Below are 19581 nucleotides of genomic sequence, written 5' to 3'. Positions count from 1 at the left end.
GCGGCTACGGCTGACGCTGCCATTGACCGTTCACCTCGCGCACGGCGGCCGGCAGATCACCGGTTAGGCCGAGTGACAGCCAGCGGCCGCCGTCGTGGTTGAGCGTGATGCTGCCGCTGCGCACTCGTGCTGGATCGATCTGCGCGCGCTTGGCCCAGTCGCGGATACGCGCGTCTTCCTGTCGGCTGCCGACCATGTACAGATCGAACTCGGTGCCCGAAGTTTGCAGGCGTTGCACGAGCTGCCCGCATGCGGCGCAGCCGTCCTTAATGAATACTGCCATGCGGCCGCTGCTGCGCACGGCGGCGCCTGGTTTGTCATCGGGCAGGTTCACGCGCTGCATGCCAGGGTTCAGCCGCTGCCAGGCTTCGTCGTAGGCGCGCTGGTACGCCAGCAGCTTCTCCACGCGACGCGCTTCGACCTGCACCTGCAACTCTGCGTAGCGCCGCCGCTCTTCGTCGGTGCGGGCCTCGATTCCCAAGGCCGATAGCGGGTCCAGGTTCGGTGAGTAGATGCCGAGTGGTCCCTCCATCAGCTCGCGGTAGCGCGCCCAATCCTGCGGTTGCAGGCCCCAGTCGCGCGCCACGCGGTCGTCCAGGATGCGGCCTGCCAGGGGCCGCTCCTGGTTGGGCATATTACGGGACTGAGCGGTGGCAGGCTGCTGGGCCGAAGCCGGCAGGTGCAGCGCTGCCAGCAGCGATAGAATGAGAACGGGACAGTGTTTCATCGCATGGTCTCTGCGTCAGGGAATCGCTAGGCGGCGGGTCTGCTCGCCCGCCTGGAACACGGCGGTATTTCCTTCGATGCCCTGCAAGCGCCACAGACCGGCCGCGTCGCCGGGCAGCAGTACCTGCACCTGGTCGGCGGTGAAATTCCCCTCGGCCGGGGCGACGGATACGCTTCGCTGGCCGGCACGCAGTTCAGCGCCTACGATGCGGAATGGCAGCGGGGCCAGCTCAGACTTGGCGGCAGTGGGCTTGCTCTGTGGGCGCGGCTTCACAGGCGTAGCCGAACGTGTCGTCGCCTGTCGTGTCTTGATCTGCTCGACCTCGACGCGCAGCGCCTGAAGGTCGTCCATGGAGGCAAGACCGAACAGCGTCTGCTCGATATGTGCGATGCGGGCGTCCAGGGCCTGGCGGGTGTCTTGCAGTCCTGCCGCCGTTGCCGCTGCCGGCCGCTGCTGCAAGGCTTGGGTGGTTTCGGTGAGCCCGGCGACCTGCGCTTGGAGGCGCTGCAGACCGGAATCGACCTGCTTGAGGTCGGTCAGGTCGTTCATCGCTTGATAGTTCACGGCAGTGAAGACGCTCAGGCTGATCAGCCCAAGCCAGAGCAGGCTTTGCACGACTACGGCGGCAGTCGCTCGCCGGGAAGGCTGCGAGGCGTTGTTCATGGTTGGCCTCCCGCGAGGGGAAACGTCTGCATCGCGTCGGTGGCAGGCGGTTCGGGCATCGGCGCGGTAGCGTCGCCGTGGACCTGCTCGAAGCAGACTTGGCGCGTGCGGTCATCCACGTGCAGCTCCCAGGACGGGCCGGCCAGAGTGAGCAGCGCATTGCGCAAGGTCATGGGGCCCAGATTCAGGTGCGCCACCGGCAGCGGCAGCGGGTATAGCTCGATCACGGCGTGCGCCGTCTCGCAAAGCTGGTAGCCGCTGCGCTTGAGCACGTGCCGGAGTCCGTCGCCGACCGTGGCGCGTGCATCTGCGGGCATGGATACATCGACGGTCTGCAGCAGCAGGTCGCGCTGCGCCGCCATCGGGGCCAGTTCCACCAAGGTGTAGCGTCCATAGCGCACGACCGGAATGAACTGCGGTGCCTCGAGTTCCGGTGCGGGCGAGGCTTCCTTGATGGCATCGGGCGCGTGCGGCGCCGCAGTCGTCGCGCAGCCGCCAGCCAGCACCGAACAGAGCAGGCCGAGGGTTCCCGCCAGCAGGCGGCGTTCGGGATGATGAAACCAGAGTGGAAAAGGGCACATAGCTCGGCGTCCTGAAACATCGAGCCCTCACCATCACCGCTAACGACGTGTGCAACAGCAAACAATGCGAATCACGCCGCGTCTGATTTGCCGGTAACGGTTAAAAAAAACGGCCCCGAAGGGCCGTAAGTGGAGATAGTCAGGCGGCGACAAGCTGTCGGGCCAACGCGACCTCGACAGAATCACCGTCCTGGTTCAGGACATCCAGCCCCGATTCGGGCACGTCGCCCGAGGTGGACTGCGATACCATGATCTTCTTGGCCATTAACTCCAAGCAGGTCATCTGCGATGAGCCGGCGTAGCCGAGATAGATCACTCGCACGGGTTCTTTCTGCCCGATGCGCCAGGAGCGGCGTGCCGCTTGCTGGAGCGAGTACACGTTGTAGCCCGACTGCATGAACACGATCGTCGGGAAGTCCAACAGGTCCAATCCCGTCTTGACGAGTTCGGGGTTGGTGATGAGCACATCGATGCCGCGGTCCAACTGCTCGGCGATCCAGTCTTCACGGCGGCTGGCATCTACGCTCGCGCGCAGCACCGCCACCTTGAAGCCTTCCTGCTCCAGCAGCACCTTCAGGCGTGACGTGGTGTCGCGCTTGCCGGTATAGACCGTGTAGGTCAGGACATTGCGCCCCTGCGCCTTCTCCTGCTTGCAGATGTCGATCAGCTCACGCTCCTTGGGGCTGATCTCGAACTCGTGGAACTGAGCCGGGACGAACGCCAAGGTGTCGCGCGTGCGCGGATGTAAGACGGTCTCCGACCGGAAGCAGCAATCCGGCCAGGCCAGCAGTACGTTGAGGACCACCCCCAATAAAGTCGTATCGCGTCGCGCCAGAGCCTGCTTCAGCTCTGCGGTCAGCCGACCCGCCAGGTCGCGGTAGGCCGCGACTTGTGCCGTGTCCATCGCGACTTCACGGAACTCCTCGTCATACGGAGGCAGGACGTTGCCACCGATGTCCTTGAGCTTGAGGAAGACCGTGAACGGCAGGATGCAGCGCAGCACGCCCTTGGGGCCGAAACCTGGGGCCTTGACCGTTCTGACACTGACTTTCGAGCCTTTCGCGGTCTTGTGCGCCGTACCTGTGCTTTCCGAATAAATATCCTTGAGGACTCCGTGGTCCCTCATGAACGCCATCGCGGCCGAGGCCATGCTGCCGCTCGTGGACGGGCGGTAACCGTCTTCGATCATCCGCCCAGGCAGGGCGCGGAACAGCAGGTAGAACAGGTCGTCGCCGTAGCCGCCCATCAAGGTGCCGGTGAGGAGCAGCGTCTTGCGCGCCTTCGCCGCCAGCACGCCCATGGCCTGGCCCTGGGCACTGCCGCCGTTCTTGTACTCGTGCGCTTCATCAGCGATGAGCAGGTCGAACGTGCCTTGCGGCAGGTAGCGTTTGATGAACTCGGACGGTTGGTAGCCACCCTCGCCAAACCCGAACTCCATGTTCGCCATCGCCCGTTCCATGCGGGTGGCTTGGCGGTCGGAAAACACCAGCTCACCGTTGCCGTCCATGAGGTTGATGAACTCATGCACGTTGTCTCCCAACATCGAGGCGAGGAAGCCGTCACCGAAGCGTTTCATGAGCTTCTGCGCGGTGACTTCCCCGATCGTGGGAATCCGTTTCAAGGCTTTGAGGACGGCCGAAGACTGGTCGCTACCGGACAGGCTTCTCGGGCGGATCAGCGTCCACAGGGGTGCGGCGCAATGGCTGCACTTCCTGCGGTACTCCTCGGCGTCGAGTTCGATCGGATTGACCGGCTCGCCGTCGAGGTCTGTGATGACATGGCCGCAGTCCGGGCAGGCTGCCACGTCGCCGTGGCGGGTGCGCCGCCGGGTGAAGACGGGCCGCCAGTGGAAGCCCATCCGCATCCGCACACGCCCCAGGACGAAGAACTCCTGGCCCGTGGGCTGCACACCCAACTGCTCGCGCAGTTTGATAAGTTTGACCAGCGTGTCGGGGCCGTTGAGTACCCAGACCCTGGCGCCGGCCACTGTCTCCTGGATCTCGCGCCGCCACTTGTAAACCAGATGCGGTGGCGAAAGAACCAGGGTGCGGCGGTAGCCCTCGGCGTTGAGAACGGCGGCCGTGGCGATGCCGACGGTCGTCTTGCCGCAACCCATCTCGCCGTTGACGATCGCGGCGCGTTCGCCACGGTCGATCAGCAACTCGGCGGCGGCATGGACGACTTCCGCCTGGGCCTCAAACAGTTTGCGCTTGAGGCTGGCGACGATGAGCTGACGGCGCGTTTGCGGCTGACCCGTATAGACCGGCGGGTTGGCGCGATTGAGGGAGTCGAGCAGTTCGTCGCCGAACTCACCAACGAAATCCTGAAGGCTCAGGGTTAAAGGGGAAGATTCCGCGTCGAGCAGTTCGCTCTGCACGGGCGTGGCTTGTGCAGCAGTAGATTCAAGATCGAGGGACATGGTGATGCTCCATAAAAAATGGGGCATCACCATCCCCAGCGGGGCAATGGCATGCCCCGGGTGGGAAGATCAATCTCAATCGGCACACGGCCGACTGTGGATGGAAAACGCAGGCGCTGGCGGCCTGCGGGGGAAACGTGCTCAGTCCTCGGACGGCAGCACGATGAGGGTGAAATGGCGTTTCTCATCGGTGACGATGCGAAGGCTCAGATCAGGGCTGACCAAGTAGCGCGATTCCAGCAAGGCACCCGATTGCAGTGCGATGCCGTTGGCGTGCCATTGCTCCTCGGTAACATCACCCCAGTCGCCACGGACGTGGCGACGAAAGTACGGAAGCGGATCCAGGCAGCCGGCGCGAACCAAGCGGTCGATGTCTGCGCTGAGGACGAGTGCGCCGGGGGTAAACAGCAGCTCCCGGCAGTACGTTTCGATTCGATGTGATGCCATGGGCTCCTCCTTGAAGAAACTTTGAGCCACGACCCCCTGGCGGAGTGAAGTGGCTCCGTCAGGTGGATGGGATGACGATGGACTGCCTTCAGATCATGTCGCGCTCTTCGGAAAGCTGGACAACCGTGGTCTGGTGGTCTTCGCTGGTCTTGACGATCAGCACCAGTTCCGACGTGATCCGGTAGGAGGAGATCATCAGGTTGTCCTGTTGGAGTGCGACATCGTTGGCTTGGCCGGTCGCCTCGTCGATCTCTCCCCAATCGCCGCGCACATGGCGCTGCAGCCAAGGGATCGATGAGGCCTCTGCGGGCCAGCCAATGCACCTTCTCGCTCAGCTGCAAGGAGGCCGGTGCGAACAACGGTTGCTTTTGCGGCGCACGCCGCTGGAACAGACGTGAGAGCATGGTGTTTCTCCTTTGATGAAGTGCAGCGGGACGTCAGGCGTCCGGGGATTAGCGAATGGTCAACACCTCGCCCCGTGTCGGGGAGCCAGGCGTCATATCCCATGCTCGGATGACGGGGACGAACTTGTCGGTGAGGATCCGGGTTTCGGCGATGGAGCCGTCGTCGCGTTCGGTGAATTCCCTCTGGAGCGTCTTTTCCTTGTGGGTGTCACCTTTGACGACGAGCAGGCGCCCTTTCTTGGAACGCACCACACCGGATATCGCGCCCGCGGCCAGGGCCAGAGCGAGATGCCAGTGGGAAAGAGCACGCGCCGGTGGACGCAGCAACTGCTGCGCGGCCCCCAGGTGCGTGTCCAGCGACGGCCAGAGGCCTTGGAGCCGACCAACCTCATCGGCGAACTGCTCCGGCTCCATCGTCACGCGGAAAAAATGCTCCGGCTCGGCCGGACTGGCGGGGACGATGTAAGGCAGAAACGGCCATTCGCTTGGCAGCTCCTCGGCTTCGACTTCGCCAAGCCCAACCTGCAGCAGCAGATTACGCATGGCCTTGACGCCATCCGGCGCCTGCTCGCGCTGGCGCATCCTGCGGCCGAAGATCACCACCTGCTTGAACTGCGTCTCCACTGCTCGGTAGATCCGAAGGTCCGTGTAGTGACGCGTCAGCCAGCCGACCAGCTCCGCGTCGAGCACATAGCTCGGAACGATGAAGACCAGCACACCGCCGTACTGCACCAGCGACAAGGTTCGCTGATAGAACAGCTTTTCGAGACGGGCGCGGCCCTGGCCCTGGTAACCGATGTTGCCGTTGACGTCCTTGGACAGGTCGCCATATGGAGGGTTGAGCCAGAGCAGCCCGAAGGACTGCTTGGAAATCATCGTGTCCATCAGGTCCGCGTGCAGGCAGTGATCGACCAGGCCGCGGGCATGGTGCGCCCGCTCCGCGTCGAACTCGACAGCGAATGCCTTGGCCTGCTCGCGCCCGAGAGCATGGGCGGCTTCGGCGATCGCCACGCCTTCGCCTGCGCAGGGATCGAGGATGCACATCGGACCATCGCTGGGCATCAGTGCGTTGAGGGCTCTTTCGAGCGTGGGTTCATCCGTGGGGAAGTACCCGGTTTTCACGAAATTGCGGGCTAGCCGCGGGAACATGAGGGCCATGGAAATCTCCTGGTTGGCGGGGATGAATGACGGAACCACGCCAAGGCGTGCTCCACGGGTGGGTCAAGCCGCTACCGCTTCCGGCGTAGAAATCTTGGCCGGATGGGCATAGGCGGTGAGCACATCACTGCGGATCAGGGAGCCCAGCGCCAGAGTCAGCGTCGGCACGTCGATGGCGAGCCGATGGCCTTCCAGCGGCCCGAGGGCGAACGGAAGGCGGGCCAGCATCTCGCGGGTTTGCAGCAGTTCCAGCACGGTCTCGCGCCAGTGATCGAGCAGCGGCAACGGGCAGGTGTCCCGCACTAGCATCCACAGGCGGTCGAGCCGGTGGGCGCTGTCGCGTGGCAGCAATGCCAGCGCGCTGGCGTTGGCTTTGTCGGGCTTGACGCAGCGCCGGTCGAACAGCCACACGTTGGAGAGAGAGCCGAACCGCGTTCGCCGATAGGCGCGCGTGACGCGTTTTTCCAGGCGATCGACGTTGCCGATGAACATCGGGACGCTGCCGCCCTGGTCAGTGATGACGTGGAACTGGTCTAGTCCCTGCTCATCGCGCCCGAGGGTCAGGCGAGCGAGGAACTGCTGGACGGCGGTGTCTCGCGCCCATATCGACAGGAAGATCAGGTTGCCCTGGTCATCGCCGACGCAAGCGTCGGCCATCACGTCCGGGCATTCGTCAATGCGGTACAGCGTGGTGGAAGAAGTGTTTATAAACATGGTGGTGTCCTCGGATGAGCGGGGACAGCACCGCCCGTGGGGCAGGTACTGCCCCACGGGGTGGAAGAAAGTCGCTCAGTCCGGCTCGAACTGCCGAGTGTGCGGCTATGAAACTCACTGCTAGTTCTCAGTACGAATCGCAACCGGCCGGGCAGTAACCCAGTTCGATGCCATGCGAGCAGTAGCCGTTTTCAGCATTCCAGTCCTGGGCTTCCTGCCGAGCGGCAGGTGTTGCGTAGTCCCATTTCTGAGCAATCTGCAAGGCCTGTGCGCGCTGTGATTCGGGCAATCGACCAACTTGCGTGTCGATTGCCGAACTGAAGCGTTCAACGTAGTAGTCGTGAGACAGACCGCAACCTTTCATGGCTTGTGCGGCTGCCGTCTCGCAGAGAGCCCGCCACGCGGATTCATCCAGCGCGCAACGGGGTGTATCGCAAGTGATAATGGACATGAGACCTCCAGGAAAAAAACCGGGAGCCTCCCCGCATGGGGAAGTAACCCCCGACGGGTGGATGAAGGACACCACGGATGCGGTGCTTGTGATCACGCAGGTTGCAGCTCGGCCTGTCGGCTCCACTCTTGCGTCTTGAAGTCCAGCGCGAAACCCAGCTCGCCAAGGCGGGCGATCTGCGCGCGCAGGGCGCGGCGGTCGATGGTCGAATCAAGCTTCACAGATTCGCCCAGCGGCCACAGCCCGCCGAAAAGCGTGGCGTCCGGATCTTCGGTGCTGCCGGGGGCGGCAGACGTATCGAGCGGCTGCGCATCCACACCGAACGGCGTGGTATCGACCAGCGGGTCTGCCGATGCCTGCACGGGGGCAGGTTTGGCGGGCCGGGATGCTCTGGCCGGGGTTGCCACCGGCTGCGTGCCCAGTTCCTCATCGAGGGGATCGACGTCATGGGTGGCGAAGCTGCGTGCTTCGTCACAGCTCAGTTTATCGATGCCGTTGAGCGTCATTCCGTCGAGGCTGGCGCGGATCTCAAATCGCATGCCGCCGCCGACCGGGTAGGACTTCGGGAAAATGTACCTGATGACGAACTCCCCGTCGTATTTGCCTTCGGGGTACTGCTCTAGTTCAGGGTCCTTGACCTCGAACACACCAAGATGTGTGGAGAGGCGACCGACCGGGAACGGGCCGTTTTTACCGCGGATGATGCGCAGTGTGAGCTGGCCTGGGACGACGATGGGCGATACCGATCTATCGGGCACCGATGTGACTGCCATGATGGCTCTCCTTTGAGAAACTAGGAAAAAGCGGCAAGGCCCCGTGAGGGGCCAAGCCGGATCAGAACGAAGCAACCAATGCAGGCTCCTGCTCCTCGACTGCACCTTCGGACTCGCGCTCGGCGGACTCGATAGGCTGGTCGGAAACGGTGTCGGCGGCCGTGTCGATGACGTTGTCGGCTTTGGGCGCGGATGCGTCCTCCGCCGGCGGCGCCTTGGCTTGCGTCTGGCTCGTCGGATAGACCTGGGTGCCGTCGATCTTGATCAGACCGATGTGAACCAACGTCGATTCAAGGCTCGCGGCAGGTTCCCCAGCGTGCTCGCCCTTGGTGCGGATGTACGGATCGATCTTCATGTCGTTGAGACGGAAGGCGATCAGCACCTTGCGATCCCCTTCGATGGCCTGCACGCATCGGCGAACCAGATGCTCGGCTTCAGGGGTGGAGACGATCGTGTCGAAGTACCGATACTCCGGTTCATCGACAGGTCCGGCCAGCGCGGCGATGGAGCACGACAGGAACGGATCGCCATCCTTGGGGGTGACGTCCTTCGGACGGTTGAGGTAGCCGATGCCGCGGGTGATCAGCTCGTGCTGTTTGATCGAAGCCAATTCGTCCCGTTCAATCAGCTCGGCCTTGAGCAGTCGCGCCTTGAGGGACGCTGCGGCCTTGCCCTGGTGCTCGCCCTTGTCGCGGATGTACGCATCGCCCCATAGGTCGCCGAGGCGGAAGCGCACCAGCGGGCGCTGCTTGGGATCGTCAACGCCGATGTAGCGCTGAACGAGCTTCTTGGCCTCGGCACCCGAGACCTTGACATCGAAGTAGCGGTAGCTTGGGTCCCTGGCGGGGCCGACCAGCGCGGCGATGGTGCATGCCAGGAAAGGCTGCGCACGGCGGCCGCCCCTGACGGGTACTTCACGAGCACGTTGCAGATAGCCGATGCCCGAGGTGTGCAGATCGAAATACGATTTCTCGTTGGACGTGGTGTTCATGGTGATCTCCATTGGGAAAAGCGGAGGCACACCAAGCCACGCAAGCGGGGAAGGGTGCGTAACCCCGCGATGGGTTGATAAGGCGAAAGCATCCGCCACCGGACAGGCCGGTGGTCGCTCGCAGATGGATGCGGTGCGAGCTGGCTCGGTCACGCAGTGGGAACTGCGCCGCAACCTCGAAGACCGATGGTTGCCTGGCATGTTGCTGACAACGTCAGCAGGCATGGGGGCAGCATGGCCGGGCCTCATGTGTGGAGCAGCAATGAATCGGTAACCGAGCGCCTCCCTTTGTCCACGGCGACCAACGTCTGCCACATCAGTTACAGCGGTAGAGATGACATAATCAGAAAAATATTAATAAAATTGGCGGCTCCAACTGTGGATCGCAACACCAACGGTTGTGAAGTGGTGCAGGCGACCAGACCTGGACGACTTCACCGCCAAGTGGAGTTGCCCATGTCATCCCGCCGCCTGGATCTGGCAGAACGATACCGTCTGCATGCGTTATATGAAATTTGTATGTCGATGCGGGCCATCGCCGGCGCAGTGCCGCGTGCGCCCAGCACGATCAACCGCGAACTGCGCCGCAACCAGCACGCTTCGCTGATCATCGGCTCATTGCTGCCTGCTTGCAGAGCGATTTCTATTTTGCAGATCCGTGCTGCGCATAGCAGCGAGGAAGCAACGAAAATGCCAACGGGTTGACCCGCCAGTACTTGCCACGACAGACCGATTTCAGCACCATCACCAATGCGCACCTGCGGTCGATTGAGCAGCGGCTCTACAATCGTCCGCGCAAGATGCTCGGATTCAAAACGCTCCTTGAATAGTTGGAACGTGGTGTGGTCCCGCATCGTTGGGGGATTTTCTAAAGTTGTGGTCAGTTACATTTTCGGTAAAGTGATGCGGCGTGAGCCTCATTCTTGAGTACTCATGGCTACTATGCAGATGCTCAAGCGCAACACCCACGTTCGAGCGGAACAGTTGGTACAGACGCTTCACCGCACCCTCGGACCGCTCCGTCCGCTTCTACAAACCGACTATAAGCTACCCGCCATGCCGAGAACCGCGCATCGCCTAATCGCGTTGCCAAAATGAATAACCGCTTGTCTTAACCTACAGAGGAAGCTCGTTTTGCATACCGCCATCAAAATCGTCGCCATTAGCAGTCTTGCCCTTACGCTTGCCGCGTGCGGCAGCGCCAAAGACGCTAACAAGAGCAACTTTAGCAAGGCCATCCAGGCGTACCTGGACACTCAGAAGGGTCTGTGCGCTGCGATTCCTGCAAAGGGCTTGCCGTTCACCCTGGCGAACCAAGATATGATGGGCGGCCAGAACAAGAAGCGCGCCGATGCGCTGGTCGATGCGGGGCTGCTGACTAAGCGAGACACCGAAGTCAAAGCCATGTTCGGCAACAAGATGGAGCCGGCCACCGAATACCAAATTACTGATACCGGCAAGAAATTTCTCGTCGCCAACGGTGCAAACACGCTGGCTGCACAAGATGCCTTCTGCACCGGCAAGTACACCGTCGTGGAAGTGGACAACTTCACCGAACCCAGCGACATGATGGGCGTAAAGCTGTCGCAGGTGAACTACCGCTACAAGGTGGACGGTGCAGATGACTGGGCCAAATCGGAAGTCATGCGTGCCAATTATAAGAATTTTGCGGAGCAGACTCAGGGAGATGTACAGGCCAAGGCGGCAGTCATCCTGACCAACGATGGGTGGATGCACGAACGCCTGTTCAAGCGTGGATAAATAGCTCTGAATCCATTCAGAAAAGAAAAGTCCTTACTCAATGAGTGAAGGGCCTTTTTTCTTCTGGAATACTGCATTAATGCCTGGGCCGGTCCGGATATTCGCTCACTCGGGACATTGCCGACCGCTCGATCGCAAATCTGACTCAGCAAGCCGCGCTATGCGGAAGGCACTACCTCCAGCGACAGATGCGTGGCGGTGGCGGACAGTATCAGATCGTCTGCGGAGTGCAGCATGCGATTGAATACGCCATCCTTCGGATCGAAGTACTCCGCGAAGTCGTCGCCGCCTAGTTCGTCGCGCGCCAGTTCCCACCAGTTGTCAAACGGATCGGTGTCCGGGTTGCAGCCGACGGCATAGGCCAGCAGCTTCACGCGTCCACCCGGGCGACGCTCCCCGTGCTCGGCAAGGAAGTACACGCCTTGGTCCTTGACTAGGATGACGCGGCATTGGTTGGCGATCGCCTCCGTCAACACGGGGCGCAGGTCGGAGCCTTTGAATCGCAGTGACATGGTTGAAATCTCCTGTGTCGGATAGATAAAAGGCCCTCCACCCGAATGGATGGAGAGCCTGTGGGGCACATGGACAGAAGGGCTGTAACGCCGTGACGGCGGCTCGGATCAGCCGAAGAACCGTCTGGCTTCGGTGCGGGGCGTCATGCCGGCAGCGCCTGGCGTGGTCGAGCCGCCTTCGCTTTGATGACACTCACGTCGATCAGGCGCCAACGCCCGTCGTCGATGAGTTGCTCTAGCACTTCGCCGAGCATGTCGAAATGCACTTCGTCATGCCGATCGACCAATTCGCCGTCTCGGTGCAGCTCCACCACGTAGGTATCCCCCGCGCGGTCGTACAGCACCTTCACCTGACCCTCGAACTTCGCGGTCGAGACCGTGAAGGTGATCGCCGGAGGCGTCTCGATGATCTTGGACGGCTTCGGATCGACCCAGGAGAAATCGCGAGCGCCCGCATCGACCAGCATATGGGTAATGCGTCGGAAGCCATCGGGCGCCGGCATTTCCTCCAGTTGCTCGATGAGCTGGCCCAGCTCCATGCACTGCGGCGTGGGGATGGGAAGCTTGGCCTGCGCGGATCCAAGAAGGTGCGTCTTGACGGTGTAGGGGACGCCGTCCGACGTCATCTCGGTGCGTACTTCCGGAGTGTCCGCGCGCAGTCCGTCGAAACGGCGCCGCGCGTAGGGTTGGACATGCACATTGGCGCCTTCGGTGGGAACGACGGTCACCAGTTTGGGATCGAGCACAGCGAACTCGCTGGGCTTGAGCTTGACGACGATGGTGTCGTCCGTCACCACGACCACGCGCCCATCGAAGGGTAGGGGATCGATGGCGAAGCCCAATGTCGAAGACTGCGGCTGATCATCGAACACGCGGTACTTGAACGACCGCACGTTGCGAGGGACATGGCCTGCGACAAGCGAAGGCATCATGGATTTGACGAGGGAACGGTCCATGGGAAATCTCCTTGAGGAACAAACAAGGGATTCCCCGCCCGCAAGGGAGAGGTCCCTTGTGGGTGGCGTTGATGGACGCGGACGCGTCCTTGGAATGAAACGACCTGTGCGGTTTCCCGCACTTGCAGCCTTGAAGGTCTCGGCTGCCTGGGCATGTGTCGGCAACGCCGACGAACATGGGGAAAGGATGGCCCTGGAGTGGGCTACCTGCTCGCAGGAAACGGCACGTTGCCGCACCCATATTCCTGCGCGACGGCAAGAAAAAAGCCCCTCGAAAGGGGCTGGTGGTGGGCAGGCCTAGTACACGAAGTAGTGTTCGCGTTGACGCGGGAAGAACACGTGCTTCCACGTGTCGCCGCTTGTGTTGCCACCGTCGAACACGACCATTTCGTAGTCATCAATGTCGGCGTCCACTAGGTCGGCGCTGGCGATTTGGCGCATGTGCAGCGTGCCGCTCATGCGCGCGAACACCAGGATCTGGCCGATGGAGTCGTGCTGGTTCATGGCGTTGACGCAGGCTCCAAGCTGGTGCTCGAAGTCGGATGCGGTCGCTCACGGGCGTGTTCGTCTCGACCGTCTTCCTTAGTGCCGGCGGGCGCGTAGCGCTCTGGGCATGTTGCTGACCGAGTTCAGCGGAACATGGCGGCAGCGTCGCACCAGCCCACTCCGGCGGCCATGGGAAATCTGTACTGGCTCATCGCCCCATTGTGTCTGGGGTATTCGCTTCAGTTGTAATCCGGATAGTCCCGGCGCACCCGCTCTTCCACCGCCATAGCGAGCGGATGCGGCGGGCACTCGGGCAGCTTGCTCAGGATGGCCCACGGCGTGTCGATCAGCAGATGGCCAGTATCGAAATGTGGCAGGCCGTCGCGCTGGCGCAGGGCCTGCACGGCAAGCAATTCGGCGGGGTAAACGCCATTGAAGCTTTCATCGAACTCATAGGTATTGCGCTCGGTACTGTCTTTGCTGCGGGTGATATGCCAGTCGGCCGCGGCCTGCATCGCGGTCTGGAACACCGCTGCGTCGGTGCTGCGCCACTGGTCGAGCACCGCCTGATACTCGGGGATCAGCGGATGCACCGGTTGGTAATGGGTGGGGATGCCGAAGGCCTGCGCGAACAGGAAAATCAGGAAGGCGTCGTTGGTGCCTTTGCCCCAACCCTCGCGACGCCACTCGTCCGGCTTCAGGGCCTGGTCCTTGTGCGCGACCTGGATCAGGAAGCGGGCGCCGGCCTCGGTGGCGTCCCATTGCGAGAGCATCGCGGTCGCTGCCACTTTCATGCTTGTCCCGAACGACAGCAACGGTTGCCGCTCGGTGGTCCAGGCCAGGGTTACGGCGGCTTCGAAACGAAATGCGATGGAGCGCATTGCCACTGCCCAGCGCAGCGGCTGGGCGAGTTCGTCCAGTCGGCCCTGGCCGCTGAGGGCGCAGGTTTGCATGGCGTAGGTGTGACCGGCTTGGCCTAAATCCAGCCAGACCTCGCCTTTCAGGATACCAGTTTGCGCCAGGCACCCTTCGATGCGTTCCAGATATTTCGTCGGCCTGCGATCCGTGGTGAGCGCCCACTCAATCCATCTGTCACAGGACTTGAATAGCTTCTTCAGCGAGGGATGCCATACTGGCAACTGTTTGTCGCTCTTGCCTGCCGCCATTAACTCATCCTCGGGCCGCGCTGGGCTTGGTTCTGCTGTTCTGTTTCCTGGGCCAGCGCCTGTTGCTGATTGAGCTGCTGGACCTGAGCGAAGCTCTCGGACACCGGGCGCTGTGCGGCATGCTCCGCTTCGACGTGGACATGGAAATCCGGGCCTTTCTCGCCGTGCGGCGAACTGACCGCGAAAACGCGTGGCGCATCGGCGCTGCCGCCAATGCGCACCGAATCCAGGGTCTTGCACAGCGCGTCGGCTTTATACTCCTGCAGCAGGCTTGCGGCAATGTTGTGGCTCTGCCCCTCGTTCCAGCGGCCGTCGCGCTGCACCGTGCGTAGCATCTTGTCGAACACCGCATGGTCCGGGTGGCCGGCATCGCCAGGGGTCAGCATGGTCTGTTTCGGTGCTGTGGGCTTGACCCATGGGTCAACCTTGCGTTCGATCTGCAGGTGCGGCGAGTCTGGGCTGCGACTCAGATTGAGCCGCACCCACGTGACGTTGATGTTCTCGGCCTCGGGGCCGATCTCTCTTCTTATGCCATCGGCTATGTCATTCAATCCGGGAATCGTGTTTTTCGGATCCCAGTGCTTTTCCGCACGGATCGCCAGGTCAATTCGCTTGGCCACGAATTCTTCCGGATCCCCATGTTGCGCCGGCGCGATCCCCTTGGCCGAGGTCTTGATCTCGAAGAACTCCAGATCACCGTCGGGGTTGCGGCCGACCAGGTCGATGCCGTGGCCGGAGCGGTTTTTGATCGCGACGATGTCGCTATAGCCTTGCTTTACCAGTTCGTGGGTCTGGATGGCTTCGCCGATGTCGCCGAGCTGGCGCGTGGTGAGCCGGGTCAGGTCCACGCCCTGCGTGCTGTGGTCTAGCGCAGTCGGGAAGTCGATCCTGCCATCGAAGACATCCGGGTTGCGCTTGAGGATGGCGGTGAGTTCGCGCGGTGCCAGTTCGCCGCTGCGTAGCAGGCCTTCGACATTATCAGTGGCGCGGGCGGCGCGGACCAAGTCGTCCAGGTGGCCGTCCTGGCGCGCCTGGCCGACCAGCCCGCGCAGCAATTGCTGCGCGCCTTCGCCCGCCGCACCGCCGCGCTGCGCGGCCTGGCCGACTTCTTCCAGCGCTTCGGCGTAGGCGCCGGCGCGGCCGGGCAATGCCGCGCCCCGCTCGGGTGCGAGTTCGCCCGCGTCGCGCGCGCCGGTGCCGACGCGCTCGGCACGGGCGGCATCGGCCAGACCCTCGCTGGCTTCGCCGGCTGCGCGCGGGGCGATGTCCTCCATGATTCGCGCGGCCTTGCCGAGCTTGCCCAGTTTACTGGCCGGGACCAACGTGGCCAGGATCTCCACCCCAGCCGCGCCGGCTGCGCTGCCGACATATTCGTGCTCGCGGCCTTCGCGTTGCGCCTGCGCCAGCCCCTGCTGCCACTGCTGCAGCGCCTGGGTGGCGGCGCTGCGGGCCTGGTCGATCGGCTTGTGCGGGTCGGCGACGACCTCGGCCGCATAAATACGGACCATGCCGACCACCACATCGCGATAGTTCGGGTCGGTGACCAAGCGCGTGCCCATGCGCACCAGGTCGACGGTATCGCCGAGCGTGGACACGGCATGTCCCGCCCCGCCAGTGACGAAGCCATAGCCTTGCTGCACATTGCCGACCAGATTGTTGCCGGCCTGCGCTTCGGCGCGCAGGCCGGGCAACACGCCAGGAGCGGCCGCAGTGTCGCGGGTGCTGCGTTGCGCGGCGGCCAAGCCGTCACTGACCTGGGTATCGGCCCAGCGCACTGCGGTGCGGGTACTGTCATAGGCCTGGCCGCCGACCTCGGCCGCCTGCTCGCCCAGCCGTTCGAGCCATCCGTCGCTGAGGTTGGCCTGGTCCAGCGCGTCGGCGAAACGCTGCCGTTCCTGCGGCGTATCCAGGCGCTGGTCGATGGCGGAAAAGAGCGTGGTGCGGTCGAAGGCGGTAAAACCCGGCGAGGCCGGCAGGGCGCGCACCAGTGCGGCCGCATCTACGCTACCCAGACCTTGATGCTGCAGGATTAGGCGCTGCGCTTCGTAGGCCAGCGGATCGACGCGGCCCTGCGCGTCGGTCGCAGCCAACAGGGCAGCGATTTCGGTGGTGCTGGCCATGTGGCTGTCTCCAAGCGTGTGAGCTGTGCTCCTTCGGCCACGGTTTTAGCGCGGCGGGGCCAGCCCTGCAAGTTCCACTGTAGCGTCTGACCCAAGCAGCAGATCAAGACAGTCAATATCCTGCTAATAGCCCAAGGCTAGTGGCGCTGGGTGATGGGGAAAAAAATATGAGGAACAGGGCCTTGCGGGCGCATGTTCCTCATTGGGGGGACGAGAAAGTAGTGGTATGCCGGAGAGATGCTCACCAGCCGCTGTAGTTCACCAGCAGATCGGCGATGACCTTGCGGCGTTCCAGGTCGAGACCGTCGAAATCCGACAGCCCGTGGAACTGGCAGCGCTTGAGCATGGCACCGCCATCGCGCGCGTTGTAGAAGCTGACCATGGCGGACAGGAACATGCGTTCCCCGCTGCTCAGGACGCCGAGGGCGTCGTTGATCCGCAGCACGTTGGGACGCAAATCCCATTTGCTCTTGGCCTGGTTCAGGCCTTCAGGGGTGCCCTCGCCGAACCACTCGGCGCCAGCGATCTCGACGCCACGCTTCCACGCCTCGAAGAAGGCTTGGGGCGCATCAGCGAAATGCTGCACTTCCTGCATGATCTGACCGACGATTTCCAGAGGCAGATGTGGGTTCATGATGTGGCTCCTCTAGTTGGATCAGGGATTGGCCAGCTGGGACCAGCCGCCACTTTCGAGGACACGTTGAGCCGCGGCGTAGCTGCGGAAGTACTCGCGAGATTCCCGCGAAACGGGTCCCTCGCTATTGCGTGTGCCGATGTAGTGGCCTGCGGCGCTCTGCAGGACTTCGAGCGGCAGTAACTTGCCGCAATAGATCAAAGCCAATTGGCTGAAAGAGGCTTGCTGGGACATGGATAGGCTCCTAGGAAAAGCGGGGCCCTGTCCCTAACGGGATGGCAGCTCCCGCTAGCGGTTAAAAAAAGCACCGGCATCACGAGGACGCGCGTCCGCAGACTCGATGCGATGGCGGACTGGCGGGTAGCGCGGAGAAACTCCGCGGCAGCCTGGAAACCCTGGCTGCTGGCATGGTGCTGACGGATCAGCGACACATGCGGGCAGCTTGATGTGCGAGGCGAGCCACGTCAGCCGAGAATCGGAACCCGGCACAGCCCCGATTGGCGAAAGTGGAAAAAAAGAAAGCCCCGCAACACGTGCGGGGCTGTCAGGACGGTGCGTGATGCTGGATCGCCGGAGGGATGCGGATGCAGATGCGAACTGGCGGGTGGCATGGGTGCAACCCACGGCAGCCTCGACACCCTGGCGGCTGCCGACATGTCGGCAATACAGGAACGAGAATGGCGCGGCCCGTTGGCGGCGTCGTGCATCAATCCGAAGCGATCGATCCCATCTTGTGCAAGCACTGCACCAGCCGCTGGCCTAGCCAGGCGACGCACGGCATGGCCATGGAGTTGCCGATTGCCTTGTAGCGCGGCGCGTCCGCAGCCGGCTTACCGCGATACGGAACCAGCGTGTAGTCGTCGGGCATGCCTTGCAGACGTTCGCATTCCACGGGCATCAACCGCCGTACCCGCCACTGCGACCAGCCCCTTGGAATGGGGTCATTCCAGTCATAGCGGAAATGCGCCTCGTGGTCAGGCGCCAGCACATGCCCATTGGCCCCGCTGCCCAGTTCAGCAGCCAGACCGTTCTGACGATCATGCAGGGCAACGCAGGCGATCATTGGCACGCCATACCCCGGCTTGCCGTTGGACAGCACGGTGCAAGCCACCTGTCCGTGGCCCGACTCGAAGCGCACCTCGCAGCGGTGGTTCTGCGCGAAGGCGATAGCAGGCACGACACCTGCGTTCGCATGGCTGCTGCGATGCCCGCCTGCACGCAGCGTCGGCGTCAGATCCATCGTGGCATCCGCGCCGCTGCCCTGGGCGGTGAAAGCGATGATCGGCACACCTTTGCCCGTACCGTCCTCGCTGCTGCCCTTGCCGCCGTTGGCGGTGTCGAGGGTGTGGGTGATGCTGCCGGCGACCGACTGCACCATGAACGTCTCCGTGCGGATGTCATGCTTGGGGCCAGCCGCCATTAGGCATGCGGCCACATCGACAGGGCCGATGCCTCCACTGAATCCGAACGTCGTCTTGACCTCACCGTAGGACGGTTTCAGTCCTGCGTAGCCGCCTGATGCTTCAGCGCTTGGTCCAGCAGCACGGGCAGCTTCTTGCCACGGCGCGCTGCCCGCAGAAGAATCCCCGCGCAGGCCCGTGCGCTCAAAAAGTACTTCGGCGGGATCGAAACCATCTCCACCACTTGCCACAAGAAACACACGCTTGCGGCGTTGGGCGACGCCGAAATATTGAGCGTCGAGCACGCGCCAGGCGATGCGGCGCCTGGGGCCAGACACGTAACCTGCGTGCGCCCATTTTTCCCCTGGCGGTTGGAGCGCACGGCTTTCTCCGGCCAATGCGCCCAGGAAATTCCCGAAGGCGTTGCTGCGGTCGCTGAGGACGCCCGGGACGTTTTCCCAGACAAGGGTGGCCGGCGAGCGGTCATTTTGGTGACGGGCTTGGTCGATGGCATTGGCTAACTCCACATAGGCAAGGGTCAAGGCTCCGCGTGGGTCATCCAGTCCCCGGCGCGCGCCGGCCACGCTGAACGACTGGCATGGCGTGCCGCCGACCAGGATGTCGGGGGCCGGCACGGTGCCGGCGTGAACCTGGCGGGCGATCATGGTCATGTCGCCCAGGTTGGGCACGTGCGGGTAGTGGTGGGCGAGCACGGCGCTCGGGAACGGTTCGATCTCGGCGAACCACGCGGCTTCGAGGCCGAGCGGTTGCCACGCGAGGCTCACGGCCTCGATGCCGCTGCACACGCTGCCGTAAAGCAGCGGCGCGCAAGGCTGAGGGTGCATATCAGCTCTCCTGTTCGTATGACCCAGGCCAATGGCCGGGCCGGGACGTTGATGGGCAGGAGAAAGGCGCCGAAGGCCGCAAGGCCTTCGGCTCGGGAGGAAAGAAGAAGCCACCCGTGGGCTGATTGGCAGTCCCGGTCGTCGGAAGAACCGTCTGCTGTCAGCAAGCACACCCGGCCCATGTCGTGGCTGGGGCCGGCATCGTCTGGCGCACATCCGCGCACAAAGGGAGCCCGTTTTTGCGCCGGCGGGCACCGGCACTGAATACCGCTGACCGAAAGGGGTCTCCCGATGGCTTGCGTGGGCGAGCAAGCCATCGGGGGACCCTTCGCGATAGGCGGAAGAAAAGCAGATCAGCAGAATGCAAGTGACG

The 19581-nt window shown here is 63.0% G+C and carries 20 protein-coding genes and 2 pseudogenes; 3 read left to right on the top strand and 19 right to left on the bottom strand.

What is annotated here, in order from left to right:
* Positions 1–4: 4 nt before the first annotated feature.
* From NMB96_RS17740 to NMB96_RS17690, 11 genes are all read right to left on the bottom strand, one after another.
* On the bottom strand, positions 5–727 hold the full coding sequence (locus tag NMB96_RS17740; RefSeq protein WP_011269716.1) for a TIGR03759 family integrating conjugative element protein: 723 nt from the start codon (positions 725–727) through the stop codon (positions 5–7).
* Between the two features lie 15 nt (positions 728–742).
* Positions 743–1390 carry a hypothetical protein gene (locus NMB96_RS17735; protein WP_011269717.1) on the bottom strand — a complete coding sequence of 216 codons (648 nt, stop codon included), beginning with the start codon at positions 1388–1390 and terminating at the stop codon, positions 743–745.
* Positions 1387–1971: a PFGI-1 class ICE element type IV pilus protein PilL2 gene (pilL2, locus tag NMB96_RS17730; protein WP_011269718.1), complete on the bottom strand. Its 585-nt coding sequence runs from the start codon at positions 1969–1971 to the stop codon at positions 1387–1389. The genes NMB96_RS17735 and pilL2 overlap by 4 nt, the downstream gene beginning before the upstream one ends.
* A 139-nt stretch (positions 1972–2110) precedes the next feature.
* Positions 2111–4390, bottom strand: a complete 2280-nt coding sequence (locus tag NMB96_RS17725) for a helicase-related protein (protein WP_043877897.1) — start codon at positions 4388–4390, stop codon at positions 2111–2113.
* A gap of 141 nt (positions 4391–4531) precedes the next feature.
* Positions 4532–4837, bottom strand: coding sequence for a hypothetical protein (locus NMB96_RS17720; protein ID WP_033482588.1), 306 nt, complete (start codon positions 4835–4837; stop codon positions 4532–4534).
* An 88-nt stretch (positions 4838–4925) separates the two neighbouring features.
* Positions 4926–5108, bottom strand: coding sequence for a hypothetical protein (locus tag NMB96_RS23610; RefSeq protein WP_011269721.1), 183 nt, complete (start codon positions 5106–5108; stop codon positions 4926–4928).
* 181 nt (positions 5109–5289) lie between these two features.
* Positions 5290–6399: a DUF6094 domain-containing protein gene (locus tag NMB96_RS17710; RefSeq protein ID WP_011269722.1), complete on the bottom strand. Its 1110-nt coding sequence runs from the start codon at positions 6397–6399 to the stop codon at positions 5290–5292.
* Positions 6400–6462: 63 nt separating this feature from the next.
* Positions 6463–7113, bottom strand: a complete 651-nt coding sequence (locus NMB96_RS17705; protein ID WP_011269723.1) for a hypothetical protein — start codon at positions 7111–7113, stop codon at positions 6463–6465.
* Between the two features lie 127 nt (positions 7114–7240).
* A complete protein-coding gene (locus NMB96_RS17700) occupies positions 7241–7564 on the bottom strand; it encodes a hypothetical protein (RefSeq protein ID WP_011269724.1) in 324 nt (107 codons plus the stop codon).
* A gap of 92 nt (positions 7565–7656) precedes the next feature.
* A complete protein-coding gene (locus tag NMB96_RS17695; RefSeq protein ID WP_011269725.1) occupies positions 7657–8337 on the bottom strand; it encodes a DUF3275 family protein in 681 nt (226 codons plus the stop codon).
* A 61-nt stretch (positions 8338–8398) separates the two neighbouring features.
* Positions 8399–9328 carry a DUF3577 domain-containing protein gene (locus tag NMB96_RS17690; protein ID WP_011269726.1) on the bottom strand — a complete coding sequence of 310 codons (930 nt, stop codon included), beginning with the start codon at positions 9326–9328 and terminating at the stop codon, positions 8399–8401.
* A gap of 186 nt (positions 9329–9514) precedes the next feature.
* Between NMB96_RS17690 and NMB96_RS23435 the strand changes: the two are divergent.
* The 3 genes and pseudogenes from NMB96_RS23435 to NMB96_RS17680 all read left to right on the top strand — a co-directional run.
* Positions 9515–9859 (top strand): annotated as a pseudogene (locus NMB96_RS23435) (hypothetical protein); the annotation flags it as partial.
* A 65-nt stretch (positions 9860–9924) separates the two neighbouring features.
* A pseudogene (locus tag NMB96_RS17685) lies at positions 9925–10158 on the top strand (IS30 family transposase); the annotation flags it as partial.
* A gap of 304 nt (positions 10159–10462) precedes the next feature.
* Positions 10463–11089 carry a hypothetical protein gene (locus NMB96_RS17680; RefSeq protein ID WP_015471960.1) on the top strand — a complete coding sequence of 209 codons (627 nt, stop codon included), beginning with the start codon at positions 10463–10465 and terminating at the stop codon, positions 11087–11089.
* A gap of 158 nt (positions 11090–11247) precedes the next feature.
* Here NMB96_RS17680 and NMB96_RS17675 read toward each other — a convergent pair whose 3' ends face one another.
* The 8 genes from NMB96_RS17675 to NMB96_RS17640 form a co-directional block, all read right to left on the bottom strand.
* Entirely contained in the window at positions 11248–11601 is a 354-nt protein-coding gene (locus tag NMB96_RS17675) for a DUF3085 domain-containing protein (protein ID WP_011269728.1), read from the bottom strand.
* Between the two features lie 143 nt (positions 11602–11744).
* Positions 11745–12557 carry a hypothetical protein gene (locus NMB96_RS17670; protein ID WP_024420136.1) on the bottom strand — a complete coding sequence of 271 codons (813 nt, stop codon included), beginning with the start codon at positions 12555–12557 and terminating at the stop codon, positions 11745–11747.
* A gap of 297 nt (positions 12558–12854) precedes the next feature.
* A complete protein-coding gene (locus NMB96_RS17665; RefSeq protein WP_011269730.1) occupies positions 12855–13061 on the bottom strand; it encodes a hypothetical protein in 207 nt (68 codons plus the stop codon).
* Positions 13062–13282: 221 nt separating this feature from the next.
* Complete coding sequence (locus tag NMB96_RS17660; RefSeq protein WP_011269731.1) at positions 13283–14209, bottom strand: hypothetical protein; 927 nt, start codon at positions 14207–14209, stop codon at positions 13283–13285.
* Positions 14209–16329: an XVIPCD domain-containing protein gene (locus NMB96_RS17655; protein ID WP_011269732.1), complete on the bottom strand. Its 2121-nt coding sequence runs from the start codon at positions 16327–16329 to the stop codon at positions 14209–14211. Before NMB96_RS17655 ends, NMB96_RS17660 begins: the two co-directional genes overlap by 1 nt.
* Positions 16330–16570: 241 nt before the next feature.
* Positions 16571–16963 carry a hypothetical protein gene (locus tag NMB96_RS17650; protein WP_011269733.1) on the bottom strand — a complete coding sequence of 131 codons (393 nt, stop codon included), beginning with the start codon at positions 16961–16963 and terminating at the stop codon, positions 16571–16573.
* Positions 16964–16984: 21 nt separating this feature from the next.
* The gene (locus NMB96_RS17645) at positions 16985–17197 is read right to left on the bottom strand and encodes a hypothetical protein (protein WP_015471956.1); all 213 of its coding nucleotides are present in this window, start codon (positions 17195–17197) and stop codon (positions 16985–16987) included.
* A 472-nt stretch (positions 17198–17669) separates the two neighbouring features.
* Positions 17670–19208, bottom strand: a complete 1539-nt coding sequence (locus tag NMB96_RS17640) for a DNA cytosine methyltransferase (RefSeq protein ID WP_033482600.1) — start codon at positions 19206–19208, stop codon at positions 17670–17672.
* Positions 19209–19581: the final 373 nt, after the last annotated feature.

Source organism: Xanthomonas hortorum, from assembly GCF_024339125.1.
Taxonomy (GTDB): Bacteria; Pseudomonadota; Gammaproteobacteria; order Xanthomonadales; family Xanthomonadaceae; genus Xanthomonas; species Xanthomonas hortorum.
The sequence above is the reverse complement of the archived record's forward strand: the minus strand, read 5'-3'. Positions and strand labels throughout refer to the sequence as shown.